At 55.3% G+C, this 21,541-nt stretch carries 18 protein-coding genes; 9 read left to right on the top strand and 9 right to left on the bottom strand.

Going from position 1 to position 21,541, the window contains the following annotated elements; genetic code table 11:
• The first annotated feature begins 27 nt into the window (after positions 1–27).
• Both FTW19_RS22105 and FTW19_RS22100 read left to right on the top strand, forming a co-directional pair.
• A complete protein-coding gene (locus tag FTW19_RS22105) occupies positions 28–1,110 on the top strand; it encodes an NAD(P)H-dependent flavin oxidoreductase (RefSeq protein ID WP_246153447.1) in 1,083 nt (360 codons plus the stop codon).
• A 289-nt stretch (positions 1,111–1,399) separates the two neighbouring features.
• Complete coding sequence (locus FTW19_RS22100; RefSeq protein WP_147649751.1) at positions 1,400–2,320, top strand: TIGR03435 family protein; 921 nt, start codon at positions 1,400–1,402, stop codon at positions 2,318–2,320.
• A gap of 32 nt (positions 2,321–2,352) precedes the next feature.
• Here FTW19_RS22100 and FTW19_RS22095 read toward each other — a convergent pair whose 3' ends face one another.
• Positions 2,353–3,246 (bottom strand): alpha/beta fold hydrolase, encoded by an 894-nt coding sequence (locus FTW19_RS22095; protein ID WP_187143126.1) that lies wholly within the window; start codon positions 3,244–3,246, stop codon positions 2,353–2,355.
• A gap of 429 nt (positions 3,247–3,675) precedes the next feature.
• Here FTW19_RS22095 and FTW19_RS22090 point away from each other — a divergent pair, with 429 nt between their 5' ends.
• Positions 3,676–4,497 (top strand): slipin family protein, encoded by an 822-nt coding sequence (locus FTW19_RS22090; protein ID WP_147649749.1) that lies wholly within the window; start codon positions 3,676–3,678, stop codon positions 4,495–4,497.
• An 85-nt stretch (positions 4,498–4,582) separates the two neighbouring features.
• Here the strand turns inward: FTW19_RS22090 and FTW19_RS22085 are convergent, their stop codons facing one another.
• From FTW19_RS22085 to FTW19_RS22055, 7 genes are all read right to left on the bottom strand, one after another.
• Entirely contained in the window at positions 4,583–5,158 is a 576-nt protein-coding gene (locus FTW19_RS22085; protein WP_187143125.1) for a winged helix-turn-helix domain-containing protein, read from the bottom strand.
• Positions 5,159–5,296: 138 nt separating this feature from the next.
• Positions 5,297–6,763 (bottom strand): OmpA family protein, encoded by a 1,467-nt coding sequence (locus FTW19_RS22080; RefSeq protein WP_147649747.1) that lies wholly within the window; start codon positions 6,761–6,763, stop codon positions 5,297–5,299.
• Between the two features lie 187 nt (positions 6,764–6,950).
• Positions 6,951–7,661 (bottom strand): lipid-binding SYLF domain-containing protein, encoded by a 711-nt coding sequence (locus tag FTW19_RS22075; RefSeq protein WP_147649746.1) that lies wholly within the window; start codon positions 7,659–7,661, stop codon positions 6,951–6,953.
• Between the two features lie 241 nt (positions 7,662–7,902).
• Complete coding sequence (locus FTW19_RS26500) at positions 7,903–8,247, bottom strand: response regulator (protein WP_432445178.1); 345 nt, start codon at positions 8,245–8,247, stop codon at positions 7,903–7,905.
• Between the two features lie 75 nt (positions 8,248–8,322).
• Positions 8,323–9,072, bottom strand: a complete 750-nt coding sequence (locus FTW19_RS22065; RefSeq protein ID WP_147649744.1) for a Crp/Fnr family transcriptional regulator — start codon at positions 9,070–9,072, stop codon at positions 8,323–8,325.
• 375 nt (positions 9,073–9,447) lie between these two features.
• Complete coding sequence (locus FTW19_RS22060) at positions 9,448–10,257, bottom strand: hypothetical protein (protein WP_147649743.1); 810 nt, start codon at positions 10,255–10,257, stop codon at positions 9,448–9,450.
• Between the two features lie 71 nt (positions 10,258–10,328).
• A complete protein-coding gene (locus FTW19_RS22055; RefSeq protein WP_147649742.1) occupies positions 10,329–11,234 on the bottom strand; it encodes an acyl-CoA desaturase in 906 nt (301 codons plus the stop codon).
• 342 nt (positions 11,235–11,576) lie between these two features.
• Here FTW19_RS22055 and FTW19_RS22050 point away from each other — a divergent pair, with 342 nt between their 5' ends.
• The 5 genes from FTW19_RS22050 to FTW19_RS22030 all read left to right on the top strand — a co-directional run bounded on the left by FTW19_RS22050 (position 11,577) and on the right by FTW19_RS22030 (position 16,795).
• Positions 11,577–12,422, top strand: a complete 846-nt coding sequence (locus FTW19_RS22050; RefSeq protein ID WP_147649741.1) for a hypothetical protein — start codon at positions 11,577–11,579, stop codon at positions 12,420–12,422.
• A gap of 344 nt (positions 12,423–12,766) precedes the next feature.
• On the top strand, positions 12,767–12,970 hold the full coding sequence (locus FTW19_RS22045; RefSeq protein ID WP_147649740.1) for a hypothetical protein: 204 nt from the start codon (positions 12,767–12,769) through the stop codon (positions 12,968–12,970).
• Positions 12,971–13,053: 83 nt separating this feature from the next.
• Positions 13,054–13,368, top strand: coding sequence for a hypothetical protein (locus tag FTW19_RS22040; protein ID WP_147649739.1), 315 nt, complete (start codon positions 13,054–13,056; stop codon positions 13,366–13,368).
• A gap of 83 nt (positions 13,369–13,451) precedes the next feature.
• Positions 13,452–15,782 carry a glycosyltransferase family 4 protein gene (locus tag FTW19_RS22035; protein ID WP_187143124.1) on the top strand — a complete coding sequence of 777 codons (2,331 nt, stop codon included), beginning with the start codon at positions 13,452–13,454 and terminating at the stop codon, positions 15,780–15,782.
• A 68-nt stretch (positions 15,783–15,850) separates the two neighbouring features.
• Positions 15,851–16,795: a glycosidase gene (locus tag FTW19_RS22030; protein WP_246153446.1), complete on the top strand. Its 945-nt coding sequence runs from the start codon at positions 15,851–15,853 to the stop codon at positions 16,793–16,795.
• Positions 16,796–16,882: 87 nt separating this feature from the next.
• On the opposite strand, the gene FTW19_RS22025 is transcribed toward FTW19_RS22030, so the two are convergent.
• Complete coding sequence (locus tag FTW19_RS22025) at positions 16,883–19,516, bottom strand: ABC transporter permease (protein WP_147649737.1); 2,634 nt, start codon at positions 19,514–19,516, stop codon at positions 16,883–16,885.
• Between the two features lie 650 nt (positions 19,517–20,166).
• On the opposite strand from FTW19_RS22025, the gene FTW19_RS22020 reads away from it, so the two are divergent.
• A complete protein-coding gene (locus FTW19_RS22020; RefSeq protein WP_147649736.1) occupies positions 20,167–21,426 on the top strand; it encodes an MFS transporter in 1,260 nt (419 codons plus the stop codon).
• The last annotated feature ends 115 nt before the right edge of the window (positions 21,427–21,541 follow it).

The raw sequence follows: 21,541 nt of genomic DNA, 5'->3' as shown, positions 1-21,541 counted from the left end.
CCGCCTCCTCTTGTTGCGAGGTGCATTGTGTCCGGGCTGTGGAATCAGACTCGTGTCTTCAGTGTGTTGGGCGTGGCGTATCCAATCGTTCAGGGACCGCTCGGCGGATTCTCATCGCAACGGCTCACCGCCGGTGTCTCGAACTTCGGCGGGCTTGGTGGGTTCGGTGCGCACGGCATGGAGCCTGAGGCGATCAGGGATGTGATCGCGGAGATTCGCTCTCTGACATCGAAGCCATTCGCGATGAACCTCTGGATCTCGATGGAGGATGAAGGCGCACGTACGTCTGGGGAAGTTGAATTCCAGCGGGCAGCCTCGGCGATTGCGCCTCATATCGAGCGTCTCGGCGGACCTGCGCCTGTGTTTACTCCGTACAGGCCGATACGGTTTGAAGACCAGGCGCGTGTCGTGCTGGATGCGAAGGTCCCGGTCTTCTCCTTTATCTATGGCATTCCACCCCGGGAGATTCTCGACGAGGCCCGCCGGCAGAAGATCGTGATGATGGGCACGGCGACGACGGTGGATGAGGCCATCGCTCTGGAGCATGCAGGCGTGGATATTGTGATAGCCTCCGGCTTTGAGGCAGGCGGACATCGCGGCTCGTTCCTGCGTTCCTCAGAGGATTCGTTGACCGGTACGATGTCGCTGGTGCCGCAGACAGTCGATGCGGTGAGTATTCCGGTCGTTGCTGCTGGTGGCATCGCCGATGCACGCGGCATTGCTGCTGCCTTCGCGCTCGGTGCGGAGGGTGTGCAGATGGGGACCGTGTTTCTGGCCTGCGAGGAGTCCGGCGCGCATCCGGTGCATCGTGAAGCCATCTGCAGTGGAAGAGCCACGCGTACGGGATTGACCAGAGGATTTACCGGAAGACTCGCTCGCGGTATCCGGAACGAGTTGATGGATCAGATGAATCGTCCGGGAACGGAGATTCTGCCCTATCCACTGCAGCGAAGCCTGATGCGCAATCTCGCAATCCCTGCGCAGAAAGCCGGTAATGCCGAGCTGCTGGCTCTATGGGCAGGCCAGAGCGCAAACCTCGCGCGGTGTGCTGATGTGCATGAACTGTTGCAGGCGCTGGTGGATGGAGCCGCGGCGAGGCTGAATCGATAGAGACGGAGGCCGGCACATATCTTCCCCAGCCTAGTGGGCTCCGGGTAGGGCAAGCGCTGAAGGCGCGCTCTATACCAGCCGGGCAGCGCCCCAGGTCTCCGGCCCATTAAAAGACGAAGGGCTGAAGGCCCGCTCTATAACTCTGCATTGTCGTGTTGGAATACCTCGATCCCATCGCACCCTAGTGTCCTGAGTCTGAAGTTCTTGTCGTAAATGTTGTCATTCTGAACGTTCGGATTCCCCAGCGAACTTGGTCGCTGGGTGAACGCTCGCAACGATAGGATTGGGTATGGAATACCCCGCACGCGCGTTGTATGTGATGACTTCCATGAAAAAGCTGAGTTCTATCTCGGGTCGTTTTCTGTCAATGACAGCCTGTTTCGGGCTGGTAGTCATTGCTGCTGCATGCAGAGCGCAGTCTGTTAATCCGCCACAGTTCGACGTGATCTCTATCCATGAGGAGCCGCCGCTCCCATCCATGTTTCAATGGCGGGTCAACTTCGAAGGGGATCGGTACGAAGCAAAAGGACACACCGTAGAAGACCTGCTCTGTTTTGCCTACGCGACGACGAAGGATCGGATCTCCTCCCTGCCTCCATGGGCGCAAACGGTACGTTATAGCATCCAGGCAACCACCTCGACAGAGCTTGCAGAGCAACTGAGCCATAGCGAGGCTGATAAGCGGCTGAGTGTGCATCGGCAGCTTGTTCAGGAACTGTTGCATAGCCGCTTCGGGCTCTCTTTACATAACGAGAAGAAGCCATCGACGGTTTATTTTCTGCAGGCAGACAAAGGCGGCGTTAAGCTCAGGGCGAGTGATAAGGAGATCTCCAGCGCAGCCAACCTGCCTTCCTTATCAGATTCCTCCTATCCGGTTCGACTCGACATGAACGGACCTGGTGAAGTACACGCACGGAACATGCCGCTATCAGCGCTGGTGAATCTTTTGAGCAAGGAATTGCAAAAACCGGTCGCGGATCAGACCGGTTTGACCGGTTCTTATAGCTTTGACCTGATATGGGCCTCCGATATGGGAAATGCCATATCCGCAATGACACATGGCTACGCAGTTCCTCACGTAAGACATGGTGATGCGGGAGTCGATCTGTTTACGGCGGTTCGTGAGCAGTTAGGTCTCCAGTTGCGATCTGGAAAGGGCTCTGTCGATGTACTTGTAGTGGATCATGTTCAACGCCCTACTGAAAATTAGTGGAGATGCGAGCCGGCTACAGCCGCTTGTGGCTACTGCGGTAAGGAAGCGATGAAGGTGTTCATCGCTTGCAGCACTTCTGCTTCATTCGACTGGAAGACGAAATGATCGGCGTTCGCGATCCGCAGGACTGTTGCCTGGGGCGTGCCTCTCTGAAAGGCATCTGCCTGGGCGGATGTCTCCATGTGATCTTTCGCCTGTGCTGCCTTGAGGGCATCAGGATTGCTCTTGAACTGGCCACCGAAGGAGTGGGGATCGGCGTAAATCGCTAACACCGGACACTTCACCCCCTTGAACTTTTGTTCTCCCCGGAAAATGGCAATATCGACATGCACCGCGGGAGTATCCGGCGGCCCGGGAGCATTATCTGGAATAGCTTCCATCCGTTCACGATAAGGTGCAAGGTCTTTCTCGAAGCGCGGTAACCCCTCTGCAATCTCATGGAGCAGTTGCTTCCGTTCTTTCATCGGCTTAAGGGCGGTGAACTGCTCGAGCTGCTGGCGTAGCGTGTTGTAATCGATGGTCAGATCACCGATCGACGGATCGTAAAAGGCGTATGCATACGCAGCATCGAGATACACGAGGCCGGCAACGCTATCCGGAGCGTTGTCTCCAACGTAGCTCAGCTCCTCTCCAGCAATGGAATGTCCTGCAAGTACAGGCCGTTTCAGGTGCAATTGTTCGATCACCGAAAGCACATCCTTGCCGAGCCGGGCAGCCGAGTAGTTCTCGTCCATAGGCGGCGAAACGCTGGACTTGCCGTAGCCGCGCCTGGTGATCCCGTAGACGTGGTATCCGGAGGTGAGTTTGGAGGCAAAGGTGTCAAACGCATGCGCCGTAAACCCCTTGCCCGCCAGAAGTACCAGCGGACGTCCATGCCCGCCCCAATCAAGAACCTCAAGTTTTGTATCTGTTTCCACGGTCACAAACTGAACCGCATGTGGGGATGTATCAGGCGTTGATTGAGCGTTTGCTGGTACGGCGGTCAAAAGGCAGAAACAAAACAGGGACATCATGCGCATCAAGGGCGCCTCCAGTTAAGGTGTTCCCCCTATGTAGCATTCGTTATAGGTGGCCGTCAAGCTTCTAAAGCACCGCATCGCAGGGCATAAGATCAGCCGTCGCCCCTTCAACCATGGAAATACCTGCCAGGGATCTCCCCGTCGGTCGAGGAACTTACCTGTGACAGGTGGTCAAGCGGGCCGCAGAACTTCGCATAATTGCTGCGTAATCGTCGCCACCACTGTCGCACTTAATAGTGCTTCGCTCGTTGTCCAGAAGAGCTATGATGTTGTCCGGTTTGAGTGAGTGGTAAACGAACGGCTGAGTTTGAGGTTCGTTGGAAGGACAATGTCATGAATAGCAATACTGTTGTTCCGGTAGTGATTTTGGGATTCGTGTTTCTGATTTGGATCGTCAAATCGATCAACATCCTGCCAGAGTATGAACGTGGGGTAGTGTTTCGGCTGGGCCGTGTGAGGAAAAATGCGAGAGGCCCGGGCATCGTTGCCATTATTTGGCCGATCGACAGGATAGTCAGGGTATCGCTGCGTGTCGTGACCTGGGTGATTCCGCCCCAGGATGTGATCACAAAAGACAATGTCTCTTTGAAGGTAAATGCAGTCGTCTATTTCAAAGTGGTCGCCGCGGTTCAGGCCATCATCGAAGTCGAGAACTTCCGGTTTGCCGTGGAGCAGGCAGCGCAGACGGGCCTGCGGTCGGTGCTCGGTGAAGTGGAGTTGGACGATCTTCTATCGCAGCGCGAGACGCTGAACACAAAGCTCCAATCGATCCTGGACGAACATACTGAACCATGGGGAGTGAAGGTAACGCGCGTCAATGTAAAGCAGGTAGATCTTCCTCAGGAGATGCAGCGAGCCATCGCCGCTCAGGCAGAAGCAGAGCGTGAGAGAAGAGCAAAGATCATTGCGGCGGCCGGTGAGTTTCAAGCATCCACCAAACTGGCTGAAGCAGCCGCCATTTTGGGCCGTGAGCCCGGCGCCATCACGCTCCGTTATTTGCGGACGCTGGTTGAGATCGGAGTTGAAAAGAACACCACCATCGTCTTTCCGCTTCCGCTTGATCTTCTGGGTGGGTTGATCACAAAAGCGGGTATCGTCGATTCGCGGCAAGCGCAGCCCATTCCGTCGAGTCCGGAAACACAATCCGGTTCATAATTACGTAGTTTCCTCATCCGGGATTGCGGGATTCTTCTCGACTTGGAGTGCCATGGGAATAACCTTTGAAAGGCGTCCGTTTGCTTCAGCGTTTTTCATCTCCGATGCTGAATCCTGCACTCGGACGCTTCCGGGAACCTCTCGCAAGGATCGCAAAAATGAAGACGAGCTGGCTTAGAGTTCTTGACCACGAGGGCGGAATAACAATGGCATCACGATGGGATCGTATCTTTGTGAAGATTTTGCGCTGTGCGGGACCTTGATCTGTTTCAGATCTAGCTCCTCGTTTCCCGGACGTCGGGTCGGAAGGAAGCGGTAACACTGCAAGCGAAGCCGAGGACATGCGGTAGCCGCGTCGAGGGATGGTCTCGATGTATTCCTTGCCATTGGGCAATTTGCCTAAGACGCAGCGGAGCCTAAAAACTGTTTGTGTAATGTTGTGCTCTTCCACCTCAGCATTACGCCATAGCCGGTCCATCAGAGTGATCCTACTCACCACTTCCCCCTTTGCTTCAAGAAGCAGCGCAAGCAATTCAATCTGTTTCGCTGTGGTATGAATGACGTCCATCCCTCGCAGCAGGCACAAGGATTGTGGATCAATGACGTACTCTCCAAAGCGGATGGTTGGGTCGTTCGGGGGCAGTCTCGTTTCTGGGTTCAAACTGAGGGCTCCTGACGGCCTAGCCAGCATAGGCCACCGGCCATCGGGTCATATGGTCAAAATTGACTACTCCCCAGTAAAAAACTGGCAATTCGACAGCCATACCGGCGGTCGAACTGCCTGGTGTTTGTGCCGCGTTCAGCGTGGCCCGCCAAACATTGCACTAGTAGTGCCTCCGATGGTATCGCCAGATACAAGCAGCTCTACCCGGCGGTTCTGCTGGCGCCCGGCGGAAGTGTCATTCGAAGCAACGGGGATTGTGCTGCCAAACCCTTTCGCGCTGACAGCGCCGGTTGCTACGCCCTCCTGTACCAGGTAATCCCGGACTGCTCCGGCACGGTTTTCTGAGAGCTCCTGGTTCATGACATCGCCACCGATATTGTCCGTGTAGCCACTCACCTGAATGCTGAGCCCTGTGTATGAGAGAAGAATTCCCGAGACCTTCGCGAGTTTTTCGCGTGCCTCGGACTTCAGGGAATATCTGCCAGTGTCGAACAAGACATCTGACATGTTTACGATGAGTCCGCGAGCGCTGTCACGCGTCTGTAACACATCGTTTAGCTGTTGTGATAAGCGAGCACGCATCTTCGCTCTATCGTCCTGCGCCTGAGCGGTAGCCTGTTGCGCCTGCTCCGCGTTCAGGCGTGATTGAGCGGCTTCGGCTTGCGCCGCATCCCGCTCGAGCGTTGCATGGTTTGCCTGCGCTTGTGATTTTGCCTGCGCGCTCATCGAAGCAGCCCGATCTTTCGCCAGGCTCTCTTCGGTCCTGTTCTTAATTGCAATCGCGCGTGCGTCTTCCGCTGTCTGGACAGTCTCGCGGGAGGTCGCGATGAGCTGCTTTTTGGAAGCGCGCTTATCCGTGACATAACCATCTGCCATCTTCATCAGCTGGAGTGCATGCTGAAAGCTATCGTTGGCATACTGCCCAGCGCCTTCTAATTCCGCGATGCGCACCGCATTCCGTGCTTCGAGAAATTCCAGGGGTACCCTGGCATCCAGAACGACGGGGTCAAATGTGTATCCCGTCGGGATATAACCCCCGCGCTCCATAAGTTCGTACGTCGCGCTCACCGCCTCGGTTGCCTTGGTATCCGTCCGTATGACATTTTCGAGTACGACGACGTTGCTGGGCTGACGGACCGCATAATACGGCTCAGCTGTCACAAGCATCGCGAATGATTGGAACTCGGTGGTGACATCCAGCTTGCTACGGTGATTCTCGCCGACCAGGACTTCGCCCAGATTTGACGCTCTGCCCTCGGGAGAGATGGCCCACAGAACATAGGTGAGATACTCACTGCCGAAGGTCGTCGGAGTCTGCAGATTGGCGAATTCAACCTCGATCTCAATCGCGCCACGTTTGCTCTCTACCTTCGCCTGGCCGTTCGCCAGAGGCATGAGCTCGGTTCCTTTGAAGTCTACCTTCGTAGCACCGCTACGATGCTGGTAGTTGAGAGCCTGGGTACTCCGGCTGATAGTAGCCATGCGGAAGATCTGAACAGGAGGGCCGGGCTCAAGAAAGAAAGGTGCATGCGCAGGCATGGCTGTTGGAATATTGGTTTGAGCAATGGCGCTCAGGCATAAGGTGGTTGTAGCAAGAAGCATATGTGCGATTTTCAAGGTTTCTCCATTGGACAGAGGACTGTCCTGTTGCAGTGGGCGATCCCGGCATCGTTGCTGTAATGTCGTCGCCGCCGGATGTCGTCATCTGATTTGAGAGCAAGCGAAACGCGAAAGCGCTGCTCTGAAGGAGGTCTGTAACAACCTCCTTTCAGGGCAGTGAAATGTCCTGCTACTTGTCTTTCTTGAGCTCAGAGACTTCGGCCGCGCGAGCTGTCTGAGCAATGGCCTTCATGAAGCCACGAGTAGATTGTGGAGCGGTGACTTTGCCTGACAGGATCGACTCAAATGAGCGCTCGCGCCCGTAGATAGCCTTCGTCGAATCGCTGTCGTGCTGTACGACAGCGCCTTCCAGTGTGATTCCCGCAAAGGCTCCCCGTGACCTGGAGTAGGTAAGAATCTCAGAGTCAAGCTTCCAATCCGTGCCCGCGGAAGCATGGCGTCCCACTGGACCTGCGGCGGCGGAAGCATCTCCGCTGAGCTGAAATTTATTGGACAAGAGGTGCTGAAATCCCCGCTCATTCATTACAACCATGACAAGGTCTACACCCTCCAGCCCGATCTGTAGTCCCCAACTACCGCCGCCGATCGAGACGAATGCCGGCGCACTCCATCCAGAGGCCGTACGGCAGGAGGCGATGCCTCTGCCGTGCTTACCGCCAAAGATGAAGCCACCTTTCACCAGATGGGGCACAACCACGATGCACCTGGCACTACCTAACACTTCTTCCGGAATTCCCTTATCCGGAGCTTCCATGATGTCGTGAAGTACGTCGGAGGACATACGCAGGCGCTCGATTGCGTCCTGGCGTCCGGTTGTAGCCCAGAGGCTTCCGTTCGCCATTAGAAAGGCGCTAACCAGGAGCAGAGAAATAGTTTTCATTGGGTTCCTCGCAGAATGCGGGAAAGCTAAGAGGGGGACAACGGTCAGATGTGCTGACTTAGCTCAGAAACCATCTGGGAGCCGAAAATACGGACTCTTCTCCGGACTTATTGGAGCAGATACAAGGGGAGGTGTCTGAGCTAGATAGCTCAGAGGGCACTGTGTCAAAATACGGTGCTCGCTGGGTGCTAAGGATGGGCCTGGGTAAGCATCGGGCGGGATGAGATCCAGTGTGTAGCGGTCATGTCATGCATGATCTTGAGCAATGGCCTGAGACCGGCCCCTTTTCATAGAAAGCGTCCGCGACTACTCCGTCCGATGCAAAAAACGAAGCACTCATTGCGATTAGCATGATCGAAGGAAACCTGCTGCGAACCTCGGCCAAGAAGTCAAATCCGGACAATCTGGGCATATAGAGATCTGAAAGGATGATCGCCGGAATCTTCCGATCGATCTCGCATAGTGCGGAAAGTCCATCTTCCGCGGATCGAACCTCATAGTCCATTCCGCTGAAAATCTGCGACAGAGAAACTCGAAGCAATGAGTCATCGTCGACGATGAGAAGGCTTGCTCTTGCAGAGGACATGGCGTTACCTCGGACGAGGCCTCGCAAAAGGCGGCCTCGATGCGGAGTATTCCATCCTTATTTTCTTTCTGGAGCTCACATTTGTTCATCCCTTGGTGCGGGCGCCATCCTTGTTTTTGCAGGCTTGGCAAGTGCAATTGGCGCAGATTCTGCATTATGCGGCGATAGCCGGTCATACAGAACAACATTGAGCAGCGACTTGTGTACCCGGATGCGGCCGTTGTACTCAATGAATCCAAGCTTGCGGAAACGGTTCATAAAGAAGCTGACGCGAGATCGTGTCGTTCCGATCATCTCCGCCAGTGTTTCCTGCGTGATAGGTGGAATCAGCATTTCGGGCTCGCCCGGTCTTCCGAACTCCGCCATCAATAGCAAAATCCGAGCCAGGCGCTTTTCGCTGGAATTGAAGAGCTGATCGACGAGATCGGCCTGGGTTCGCATGCTGCGGGCAAGCAGAAACTTCAGGAAAAGGTCGGAGAAGGCGTGCTCCTCATGAATCACACGGATCATCTCTTCCCGCTTGATCCTGAGAACTGTGCACGTCGTGATCGCAATTGCCGTTGCCATCCGCAGTCCCTTGCTGTCTGCAAGAGCCTCCTCCCCGACAAAATCTCCGGGAGACAGAAGGGTAATCGTCGCCTCCTTGCCACGTGTCGAAACGACAGTTAGCTTTGCCCGCCCTTTCTGAAGATAAAAAACGTCGTCCGCCGCATCTCCCTGAGAAAAAAGATTACGCCCGGCCTTCACTTGAACAATCTTTCGTCCTAAACCGGCGTTTGTTAAAAAGACAGCCACGTCAAACCTCGCATTCTCAAATGCTGCCATCGGATCCCCCTTTCCCAGGGCCATTCGTTCAACGGCTCGGATGCAGAAACAATATAAAAATCACTTCCCGGCTCCGTCCACTCTAAGTGCACCCGGTCCTTATTAGATGCGTTTTGGCTCGAAGCTGGCCGTGCAGAGCGCGCAGTGATCAGTCGTCTTATTAGCGAACACGCATTGGAACAGGGTTCAGCACGCAGGATGCTTCGAAGAATCGACAATGCTGAAGCCGCGCTTCAGAGCAGGCTGACCGACTAATGGTTCCTCGAATCTGGCTTGCTGACAGGGAATGCCAGGCCAAAGGCTCGGCAACGGAAGAGCCTGAGGTCGAGGATTGCCAACTAATACACGACAGTCGAGCGAGGTCACCAGCAGCAATCAGTGCTGTGCGGGGATAGCATCTGCCGGCCGACCCGATTTCAGGGCCGACAGTTTGTTGACCTCTTCCTTACTGATGACGCGGTAATCGCTGTAGAGAATCGTCAATTCGGCGGTTCCACCAAGCCGGATCTCAGTGATGCTGTGGTTGCGTACAGGAAGCCAGAACTCATTCACTTTCATGTACACCTGCTCAATTTCGCTATCCTTTGTCCAAAAGGAGGGGTTCTTTGCGGGTTCTGCTGCTAAACGGGCAACCGCGAAGTCTCCTGCATCTACCCAGATTCGGCCCCGGTAAAGAAACTTGTCCTTCGTTTTAGGCTCCACGGTGAGCACGTACGTCAAACCGGATGACGTGTTTTCGTAGCCGACCAGCGTGAAGCTGTAGTTGTCGCTATTCAGCGCCGCCCGCTTTTGAGCCTCCAGAGCCAGTGCCTCTTTTTCGGCCTGTAAGAGCTTTTTGAATACTTTTTCGATAATCATTTTGGATCCGGTTGCAGACCGAATCGTGAATTCCTTTGTGCCGGGTGATTGGTACTTTACGTCCACAACCATCTCAGCGCTGCGGCCGCCCGGAAAGCCTCGGTATTCCACCTGGTAAATTCGAGTCCCCGAGTAGGCATGAAGCGTCTGGGCACGCTCGATATTTCTCTTAACCAGATTTTCTATGATTTGCTCTGTCAGAAGCGGAGGATTTGTAACCAGAGAGAACCCGCCTGGTTGTTGCGCATTTGCCATCTGGCGCTGACCTATGCAGAACAAGAGCGGCGAAATCAGTAAAAGAGTACGAAATGGAAACCATCTTGTCATTCTGCAACACTTGAATAACGCTTACATTGTTTCAAAAGGCGCGGCTTAATGAGTGAGCAAAATAGCTCACTCTATGTTCCGATGTGCGCGGGTAGGTGAATTGTCCCCTCTTCCTGGGCCTCTGTGGCTTCGCTATGAGACGCATCGGGAAGGGAACATGTTTTGACATCCCAGGCCAGGCCCAATTTTTGCAAAAGGACGATACCGTACCAATTAAAGTCGATTTCATACCATGTGAGCCCGTGGCGCGACGATTGAGGGTGAGCATGGTGGTTGTTGTGCCAGCCTTCACCGAAGGTAAGTACTGCGACCCAAAAGCTGTTTCTCGATGTGTCGGCGGTATCGAAACGACGAGATCCCCACATGTGCGTCGCGGAGTTCACCAGCCACGTGGAATGCAGACCAAGGACGGTCCGGAAGAAAATTCCCCACAGCAAGAACGGCAGTCCACCGACAAGGATAAGAACGGCACTGAGACCTACGATCGGAAGCCAATGCCATCGGCTGATCCACACATGGAACCGATCTTTTCGCAGGTCCGGAACCAATGGAAGAAGATTGGAGGAGTCGTTGTGCATCGTTTGTCCTGTCACCAGCCACCCAATGTGTGACCAGATGGCTCCATCGTTAGGGGAATGCGGATCGCCTTCTTTGTCGGTGTTCTGATGATGTTTGCGATGTGTTGCCACCCAGAAGATCGGCCCGCCCTCAAGGGCCAGGGTTGCGCAGATGGTGAGGCAGTACTCAGCCCATTTAGAAGTCTTGAAACTACGATGTGTGAGCAGTCGGTGATATCCAATGCCGATTCCCAGGCTTCCTGCAACCCACCAAAGGCACATAGCAATCAGGAAGGCCTTGGTAGTGAAAAAAAAGAGAGCTGCAATCGCCCCGGCGTGGAGTGCGACGAATATCAGGCTGGTCACCCAAACGACGGGTTGGGTAAATGTTCTGTCTCGGCTCGCGAAGGGGAGACGCATGGTGCAACCTCTTGCCATAGGATGCGGACACATCTGCGGCTGGACACCTCCAGAAAAACTTATGTAGTGTGAGTCACGTATTCATCCGCATCTTAGACGGTCAGAGGAACACCCGTGCGGCGAGCCGGCGCATGCTTACATCGCATCCACATGCCCGGCGTTCGAGGCTTGTGCGATCCACGATACGCATATTGCCGCGGCTGGCGAGCACTCGGCAGACAGTGATCAAATTTGATCATCGTCCGCATGCAGATAGGCCAATAATGATGAGGACCGGGTTCAGGCAACTGCGATCAACTTATAAAGCGTGCCTGGCGACGTATCTCCAGAAGGAGATTGAAAATGAAACTTACATCTCTCATTCTGCCCGGCTTTGTGATGACCTTAGTGATCTCATGGAATGGCCTTCTCGCCGGACAAACACTCAATCATGACGCCCGTTCAGGAGGCTGCGTTACTGACACGCAGCTTTGTGAGGTTTCACGTGCGGAGGCGCTCCCCGACATATCTGCGGCGGACAACCGCCAAAGGAACGTCACGAACTGTAGAAACGGGGATGTCTCTTGCGACCAGTCAGCGCTCACGGAGCAAGAAGCAACCGCATTAGCGGTCGCCAGGCATCAGCGCAATGTCCTGGCCTGCATGGATGGAATCGCGCCGTGCAATCGCTCGATGTTGACTCCGAAGGAGGCGCTTGCAATCGCAAATGCTGAACGGGAACAAAATGTCTCGCGCTGCAAGGGTGGGTGGACGCCATGCGACTCTTCCGTTTTGAGTGCACGCGAAAGAGCAGCCGTTGCGGAAAGCGTTGCTCAGCGCAATTTGTTCGATTGCCTGAGTCTGATGGATACCTGCAATCACAGGAGTCTAACGCATGCAGAAAGAACTGCTGTGTCCGATGCTGAGAAGCAGCATAACCTCTTTGATTGCACAAATGGATGGAAGACCTGCGATCGCTCCAAGCTGGCGCCAAAGGACGCCCTCATCCTGGAACGTAGTGAACGTCAACGCAACTATTCCGCTTGTGAGGATAGAGGTGCGGGATGTAATTATGCACTGTTGAGCGCGTCTGAACTTTCCGTTCTGAAGCGAGTAGAACAGCGACGCAACATGAGTGCATGCAAAACCGGCTATGGCTACTGCGACCGATTAAAACTAACTGCCGAAGAACTGCGAACGTCGCAATAAGTCATTTAATTGTTCAGAACACCCGATGTTGTCTGCTTTTGGATGAGTGATGAGGCAGAGCGCGAGAAAAGGACAAAGTTATTGCGGCACCCGGTGATTCGCGGCAAATGCCAGCCCACTGCGTCGATTCTGGGACAAAGTGCGATCTATAGTGTCATGGTTTCTTCAACCAAGATAGCGAAAAGAGCGGATTTATATATTTCGTTTGCGGCGGCACGCTGCTATCTGGAAGCGTATGCTTGAAACAAGTAGCCAAGATTTTCGTTTCTCGCCTTCAGCGGTTCATTGCTTTTGCTCCAGACGAGCACCTTTCAAGTAAGCAACCGAATAGCTGGAGACTCCCCATGATTGGCAAAACTTCTGATGTAAAGAATCATCTGCGGCGCAAACCCCATAAGAACATCTTTCCTTTCAAGCCAGAGTCCGAACCTGATGCAACAGGAAATTCCATCGAGAAATCACCGTTGGAGAATGAATCTGAAACGCAGGGCGCTCTTGATCCCGAGGGGTCGCTCGCTGTGATCGCGACCAGAAAACGGCCGGCGTGAACCTTCCTGCGATTTTCCTCCGTATCGGTACAGTTTTGCCGGACAACGTTGACTTTGTACAGAAATCTTTCAGTGAAGGATGGATGGCTGTCGGAACAACGACGGTGAACACTATGGATAGAGTGATCCGGCAGGCCGGCTGGCACTTTGTCTGGCTGGTAGAGTCCGCCGCCGGTATGGCGGCAGGCCTGTCAGAAGCGGCAGCATGTGACCATGCCGCTGCTCTGGCTCTGAATCGGATTCATGCTCGCTTCAACACGGCTGAATTAGGTCCGGTAAGGATAACCAAATATCCGGGATTCTATGTAGCCAAGGTGACGCTGCATACGCGACAGATTCAGCCCCAATCCTCCCTGGGGCTTGTCGACGAGATGCTCCTTCGAGAAGTCCTGGTCTAAAGGATCAAGCATGCCGGCCCAGAGAAGGGCAGGTCGATTCACATCCTCAAAGGCGCGATGCTGATTCGTGAAAGGTGGCTCGTATGCGTTTCCCGCATGATCCAATTCCCCTGGAAGGCGTAGCGCTGCCCCTGCCCACGCGAATCGCTTTGATCGGCAATCATCTGCCGCGCCAATGTGGTATTGCGACCTTTACGGCAGACCTCAGCGATGCGATCGCGAGTGAGTATCCCGACCTGGGACTCTTCGTCATTCCAGTCAACGATCCGGATTCCGCATATCAGTACCCTGCTCGCGTGCGGCTGGAGATTACGCAGGAAGACGAGTCTTCCTATGAGCGCGCCGGCGACTTCCTGAACTTCAATGGGAACGATCTGGTTTGCCTGCAGCACGAGTACGGTATCTATGGCGGAGCGGCTGGACGATATATCCTCACGTTGCTCCGAAGGCTGAAAATGCCGCTGGTGACAACCCTTCACACGGTTCTTCGTGAACCGGATCGTGAACAGCGTGAGGTCCTGGATGAGATTGTTTTTCTTTCAGACCGGATAATCGTCATGAGTGAGTACGCCGCCGGCTTATTGCGTGATGTCTATGACGTGCCGGCTGAGAAGATCGACATGATTCCCCATGGAGTGCCGGATCTCCCGTTTTCTGATCCAAACTACTTCAAAGATCTGTTTGGGACCGAAGGGAAGCAGGTCTTACTGACGTTCGGGCTCCTCTCGCCGAATAAAGGCATTGAGAACGTCATTCGCGCTCTTCCACGGATTCTTGAAGAAAACAAAGACGTAGTCTACGTTGTCTGCGGCGTTACCCACCCTCATGTCCTGCGATCGGAAGGGGAGCGCTACAGAAGTGGCTTACAGCGGCTGGCGGAAGATCTGGGCGTTTCGTCCCATGTCGTATTTCATAACCGCTTTGTCAATCCTGAAGAGCTCTTTGAGCATGTTGGCTCCGCGGATATCTACATCACGCCGTACCGGCAAGAAGCGCAGGTCGTCTCCGGAACGCTCGCAATCGCTCTGGGCGCAGGCAAAGCCGTTATCTCTACGCCGTATTGGCATGCTAAGGAGCTTCTCGCTGGGGACCGCGGCATACTGGTTCCATTCGATAACCACGAAGCTATCGCGGGAGCAGTAATCGGCCTGTTGCATGATGGCGCGATCCGCCACGCAATGCGCAAGCGGGCTTACCTTTACTCGCGCGGCACAACATGGCAGAAGACAGCACAGGCTTATATAGCGTGCTTTCAGCGCGCTCGTATCGGGCGTATGTTGCGGCCACGTCCTGCACTCTCTGATCTTTTCGCTGCGAAGGCGATGGACCTACTGCCGGAATTCAATAGTGGCCATCTGCAGACGATGACCGACGATACCGGCATCCTGCAACACGCCATCTTCACTCTTCCAAACTACAGTGAAGGCTACACGACGGATGACAACGCCCGGGCACTGATTGTCACCATGCGGCTCAACAATTCTCCGTTGACAAGCTGCGAGGACTACGTTGCCCTGTCACGGCGGTACCTTGCGTTTCTGTGGCTTGCATTCAATGAAAAGAGCGGCAGGTTCAGAAACTTCCTCAGCTATGGCAGAGAGTGGTTGGAGGATGTCGGCTCTGAAGATAGCCACGGACGTTCGTTGTGGGCATTAGGATCAGTCTTGGCGAGTACGGGGGACACCGGGCTTCGCCTGGCGGCGGGGCGGCTTTTTGAAGCTGCTTCAGCAATTGCTCTTTCATTCACAAGTCCTCGGGCGTGGGCGTTTTCCATCTTGGGCATGCAAGGTTACCTGGAGAAGTTTCCAGGAGACCGTTATGTGCAAAGCTACCGCAACGAGCTCGCGAATCGTCTGCTGACGATCTATGAAGCCACTCGCAGCAAGGAGTGGCTCTGGTTTGAGAAGACTCTCGCCTATTCGAATGCCAGGTTGTCCCAGGCCCTCATTCTTGCAGGAGACAGTAGTGACAATCAGAGGATGGTGGAAGCGGGATTGGAATCCCTGCGTTGGCTTCTTGCAGAGCAGCACCGAGGCGACGAAGCCACCTTTGTTCCGATTGGCTCAAGAGGGTTTGCGTTTGCCGCCGGCATGAAGGCACGTTTCGATCAACAACCGATTGAGGCGTGTGGCACAGTCTCTTCGTGCCTGCTTGCTTACGGGATAACGCAGCAGCAGCAATGGCTTGATGAAGCAAGATCCGCCTTCCGCTGGTTCCTTGGAGAGAACGACCTGCAGATTGCGCTTTACGACCCAATTACCGGCGGCTGCCGGGACGGGCTGCATCCAGACCGCGTCAATGAAAACCAGGGGGCTGAATCAACCCTGTCGTTCCTCATGGCTCTTCTCGATATGCAGAACTTTGAGATCACAAGCTCCACCCACACGCATCTGGAAATGAGTGTTCCCCGTTGACTCCGATTGCTCTGCCGGCTGAATGGCCGGACACTTCAGCTGAATCAAAACCGTCCGTGGAAGAATCTTTGTTCACGCGTCACTCTGGTAATCCCATCCTGAGCCGTAGCGATTGGCCGTATCCCATCAACAGTGTCTTCAATGCAGGAGCCGTACGACTGCCTGATGGCGAGGTCCTGTTGCTTTGCCGTGTGGAAGACAGAAGAGGCCTGTCGCACCTGTGCGCCGCTCGTTCCGTCAATGGAATCGACGGTTGGCGCATTGATGAGGAACCGACCCTGATGGCCAACCCTCGTGAGTATCCTGAGGAGATCTGGGGTATTGAAGATCCCAGAATTACCTACGTGCCTGAACTGGAGCAGTACGCCATTGCGTATACCTCCTACGCACGGGGCGGTCCTGGGGTCTCTCTCGCGTTGACGACAGACTTTCGGAGCTTCGAGCGTCTTGGCGTCATCATGCCGCCGGAAGATAAAGATGCTGCCTTGTTACCACGCAAGATGGGCGGCTTCTGGGCTCTCATCCACCGCCCAATGACAAGCCTTGGTACGCACATGTGGATCTCTTACTCTCCAGATCTACGACATTGGGGAAGCCACAAAGTCATGCTTGAGGCCCGGCGTGGAGGCTGGTGGGATGCCAACAAAATAGGTCTATGCTCTCCGCCGATTGAAACGGACAAGGGGTGGCTGGTGCTTTATCACGGAGTGCGAAGGACGGCATCGGGCAGTATCTATCGCCTGGGGCTCGCTCTATTTGATCTCGAAAAGCCCTATCTATGTCTTCAGCGAGGAGATTCCTGGATGTTTGGGCCTGAAGCTCCATACGAGCGGGGAGGCGATGTCAAAGATGTTGTTTTCCCTTGCGGTCAGGTCATAGAGCCGGATGGCGATACGATCCGCCTCTACTACGGTGCGGGCGACTCCTGCATCGCGTTAGCTACAGGCAGCATTCGTGGTCTTCTCGCATGGCTGGATGCCAACTCATCACCCAACGAGCCGGCGAGAGAGTAAAGGATCTCTGACAGGCAGCCGGCATTTTGCATACCCTTCCAGTCAAACGAGCAGGGAGCAGCGCGCGAGAGAGGTGAATCTCTGACATCACTCCATCCGCAGTGCTTTGATTGGGTCAAGCCGTGAAGCCCGCCACGCGGGAAACGTACAGGCGGCGGCTGCAACCAGCAGGAGTGCGATCGCAACCAGTCCGAAGACGGCAGGATCGAGTGGATGGGTTCCGTAAAGCTGCGACTGGAGCTTGCGTGTCACTGCGGCACTGATGCAGAGCCCAAGTGCCAGGCCGACCAATGCCGGGCGCAAACCATCGGTCAGGATCAACCGAAGCACCTGTTCCCGCTGTGCACCCAATGCGATGCGGATGCCGATCTCGCTTGTCCGCTGGGCGACGAGGTAGGAGAGCACTCCAAACAGCCCCACGGATGCAAGCAACAGAGAGAGCGTGGCGAATGCTCCCAGCAGGCTGGTCTCGAAGCTGGAGCTGGCCATGGACCTGCCAAGGAGCTCCTGCATGGTGAGGACATTCGAGACAGGAAGATCCGGATCAATCGCAGCGATGGACTTCTGAATGGGGATGGAGAGCGGAGCTGGATCGGTCGTGGAGCGGACGACAAGTGCTGTCTCCGCGGTGACGCCGGGGGCTCCGGAGAGGATGGGGAACCACATCATGCTCTGGACCGGCTCATTCAGCCGATGGCGCGTGTCACCGACGATGCCGACGATCTCCAGCTTTTCAGCCGATGGGCTGCGCCAGCTGACGGCCAGATGTTTTCCGAGGGGGTCTTCGTTGGGAAAGAACTCATGCGCCAGCCTTTGGTTGATGATGACGAAGCTGCTGTTGCCTAACCGTTCGGTGGAGATGAAGAAGCGGCCCGCGACAAGCGGAATCTGCATCGCCTGGAAGTAGCCGGGATCTGCCGTGCGGAAGAGAGCAGAATCATGTTTTTCCGGAGGCTGCGGTGGGTGTTCCGGGATGGTGAAGGTCATCTCGCCGTAGGGCCCATCGCCTGGAACTACATTCGTGAGTCCGGCGGCGGTTACACCGGGCAGATGGCGGACACGCTCGAGAAGCTGTTCCTGGAACGAAATAACCTGATCCGGCTTGGAATAGGTTTGTCCGCGTAGAAAGTAACGCATGGTGAGGACATTGCGGGTGGCGCAGCCAGGATCGACAGAGCCGAGCTGGAGAAAACTCTTGAACAAGAGGCCGGCGCAGATCAGCAGAACGACGGTGATGCCGAATTCGACCGTCATGAGTCCTTTGCGTAGCGAAGCTTTGGATGAGGAGCTGCCGGCTGTTCTGGGGCTGTCTTGCAGGGCGGTGGAAACATTGGCGTCGGTGAACAACAGCGCCGGAAGAATTCCTGACACAGCTCCAGCGAAAGCAGTCACTCCGAGAGCGAAGAAGAGAACAGTGGCATCGATGTGAATCGCTTCCGCCCGCGGCAGATTGAGCCAGTATTTGGTCAGCCAACGAACAGCCAGGTGAGCAAGACCGACGCCAAGGATGCCGCCCGAGATACAGATCAGGACACACTCCGTAATCTGCTGGCAGATCAGGTGAACTCGGCTCCCACCCAGTGCCGATCGCACCGCCATCTCCTTACGGCGGGCGACAGCGCGGGCAACCAGCAGGTTCGACAGGTTCAGGCAGGCGATCAGCAGAAGACAGCTTACAGCGGCCATCAGAAGATACAGCGGAGCTTTGGTATCTCCGACGACGTCGTCGATCAATGGCTGCGAAACAACTTCGGAGCTGACCGGACCCGTGCCCGAGAAGCGTGTATAGATTCCCCGCTGGATTGCCTGAACTTCCTGAACCGCCTGCGACGCGGAGTAGTCAGGTTTCAAGCGCGCAATCACATGACCGTTATGGCTGTAGTGGCTATGCAGGATGATGCTGGGAGTTCCTTTGTAATAGGGAACCCACAACTGGACCTTTGGATCGGGAAAGCTGAAGCTCTGCGGAAGTACACCGATGACGGTATAGGGGAATGTATTAAGCCGGATCGTCTTTCCGATGATGGACGGGTCTGCATTGAAGCGGCGTTTGAAGAGGCTCCAGGAAAGAACCACGGTAACGCCTGCCTTGTCCGTATCGTCCGCATCGACGAACAACCGGCCCAGTGCGGGTTGCACGCCAAGAGTGGAAAACAGATTCCAGGAACATGTCATCGCCGGCAGGAACTCCGGAAGCTCGTTGCGATCGCCGGAGATGTTGTAACCACTGAATCGCCAGATCGCCATCTGTTGAAAGCCGTGGGATGCGCTTTGCCAGTCGTAGAAATCTCCGCCGGCGACACTGTCTTTCTTGTCGTGGCCGGAGGTTTCGTCCAACGCAATCAGTTGGTTGGGGTTGGAAAAGGGCAGGGGATTGAGCAGGACGTGGCGCACCACGGTAAACAGCGCCACATTGGCTCCGATGCCCAGAGCCATCACGAGAATAGCGATCGCTGCAAACCCAGGAGTCCGTTTCAACGTTCTGGCTGCATACGCAAGGTCTCGCCACAGATGGTCGATTGCAGCCACCGTGTTCTGCCGCCAAAGCTTTTCGCGAATGCTTTGGGGATTGCCGAACTTAATGTTGGCTCGTCGCCGAGCCTCTTCCGGAGCCATTCCCCGGGCGATGTTCTCTTCCGTTTCGGCTTCGACGTAAGCGCGAATCTCCTGCTGTAACTCGGAGTCTGAACGTTGGCGGCGGAAAAAACGGAACCAGGTCATCGGGGACGCCTCCTTTGATTGCGGACCAGCGGACTCCACTCGGACTTCTATGGGAGAAGATAGTACACCGCTCGAACTTCTATGGGAAGGCGTTTCCTATGCGCGGGTTCTTTTTATTTGTCATCCCGAAGGGATCTGCTTTTCCAGAATCTTCCGGGTGAAAAGATATTGGTTGAAAAGCAGATTTCTCCGGTCCCTTCGGTCGACCCACCCCAGCCAGCACGCTGGCCGGGGACCCCGGTCGCTGCGAAATGACAAACAAAAGTGCCATGCCTTTGAGCGCTGAAGGCCGGGTCCCCAATGAACTTGTTCATTGGGGTGGAAAGGCGCGTTCCATACCAGCCTGGGCAACGCCCCAGGTTTCAGTGCCCACAAGATGTTACAGGGCTGAAGGCCCGACCTATAGTTCGAGCTAAGTCCAGGCAAATTTTATCGATACGCCTCCGCAACTGCGTGCAGCCGCCTTGGAAAAGCAGATCCCTACGGGATGACAAAACAAAAAAAGCGGTCGCGCACAGCGCGATACCCCACCCTTTCGCCTTAGCGAAAGAATCGATGGCCCATTCGCATAAGAATTTGTCCCAACACGGGTGGTGGGCCGCATTGAAGAGATTGTATCGTTCGAGATGAAGAGAAATACGGAAATGGTCATGAGCGAAGCGATACGAAATCCGAAGGAAAACTCCGCAACCTATCGTGTGCTGGGAGGAGCGAGTCTCTGCCACATGCTCAACGACATGTTGCAGTCACTCTTTGTCGCTGCATATCCCATCTTCAAAGGCAACTTTCACCTGTCGTTCGGCCAGATCGGCGCGCTCACGCTGGTCTTCCAGATCACGGCATCGCTGCTGCAGCCGCTGGTGGGGCTTTATACCGATCGAAGGCCGCAGCCGTATTCGCTGCCGGTTGGTATGACCATCTCCATGTCCGGTCTGCTGGTTCTAGCCTTTGCGCAGAATTATGGAATGCTGCTGGTTGGCGGCGCGCTGCTGGGTGTGGGTTCGTCGATCTTTCATCCGGAGTCATCCCGGCTCGCGCGCCTGGCGTCAGGCGGAGCGCATGGCATGGCGCAGTCGGTCTTCCAGGTGGGAGGGAACTTCGGTTCTTCGCTTGGCCCTCTGTTGATTGCCTTCGTCGTGCTTCCGCGAGGCCAGAAGAGCCTGGCGTGGTTTACCTTGGCAGCGCTCTTTGGCATCGTGCTGCTGACAGGTCTTGGACATTGGTACAAGCTGCACGGCCATGCGATTCAAAAGAAGCATGCTGCAGTGAAGCACACACTGAATCTCAGCCGGAAGCGGATTGGCGGGGCGCTGGCGGTTCTGATTCTGCTGACGCTGTCAAAGTACTTCTATCTGGCCAGCATCACCAGTTATTACGTCTTCTATCTGATGCAGCACTTCCATACCGGCGAACGCGATGCCCAGCTCTACCTGTTCCTGTTTCTCGCGGCGGTCGCAGCAGGTACGGTGATCGGTGGTCCGGTAGGCGATCGCATCGGGCGCAAGAAGGTGATCTGGATCTCGATCCTGGGAGTGCTGCCGCTCACGCTGTTGTTACCCTATGTCGCTCTGCCGGTTACGGTCGCGCTTAGTGTTGTGATCGGGCTGGTGATCGCTTCCGCATTCTCGGCCATTCTTGTGTATGCACAGGAGCTCCTGCCTGGACGGGTCGGCATGGTCTCCGGCCTGTTCTTCGGGCTTGCGTTTGGATTGGGTGGATTAGGGGCGGCTGTTCTTGGCGCACTTGCGGACCACACCAGCATCGACTTCGTCTACAAGGTCTGCTCGGTGCTGCCTGCGCTTGGCCTGCTTACCGGGTTCCTGCCGGATATCCATAAGCCGGATGTTGGCGAAGAAGCAGACACGATGGCGACGGTGGAAGTGCTGGCGCCGTTGGGTTCGGAGGAGTAGATCGTTTCTGTGGCAACATTCGTTTTGGAATTTGGGGGTGAGCCTAGCCCACCCTAACTCCGTGAGTGGGGCACCCGGATAAAGAAGATGAGCGAAAAGCAGATTTTTCCCCCTC

The organism is Terriglobus albidus (assembly GCF_008000815.1).
GTDB classification, from domain to species: Bacteria; Acidobacteriota; Terriglobia; order Terriglobales; family Acidobacteriaceae; genus Terriglobus; species Terriglobus albidus_A.
The sequence above is the reverse complement of the archived record's forward strand: the minus strand, read 5'-3'. Positions and strand labels throughout refer to the sequence as shown.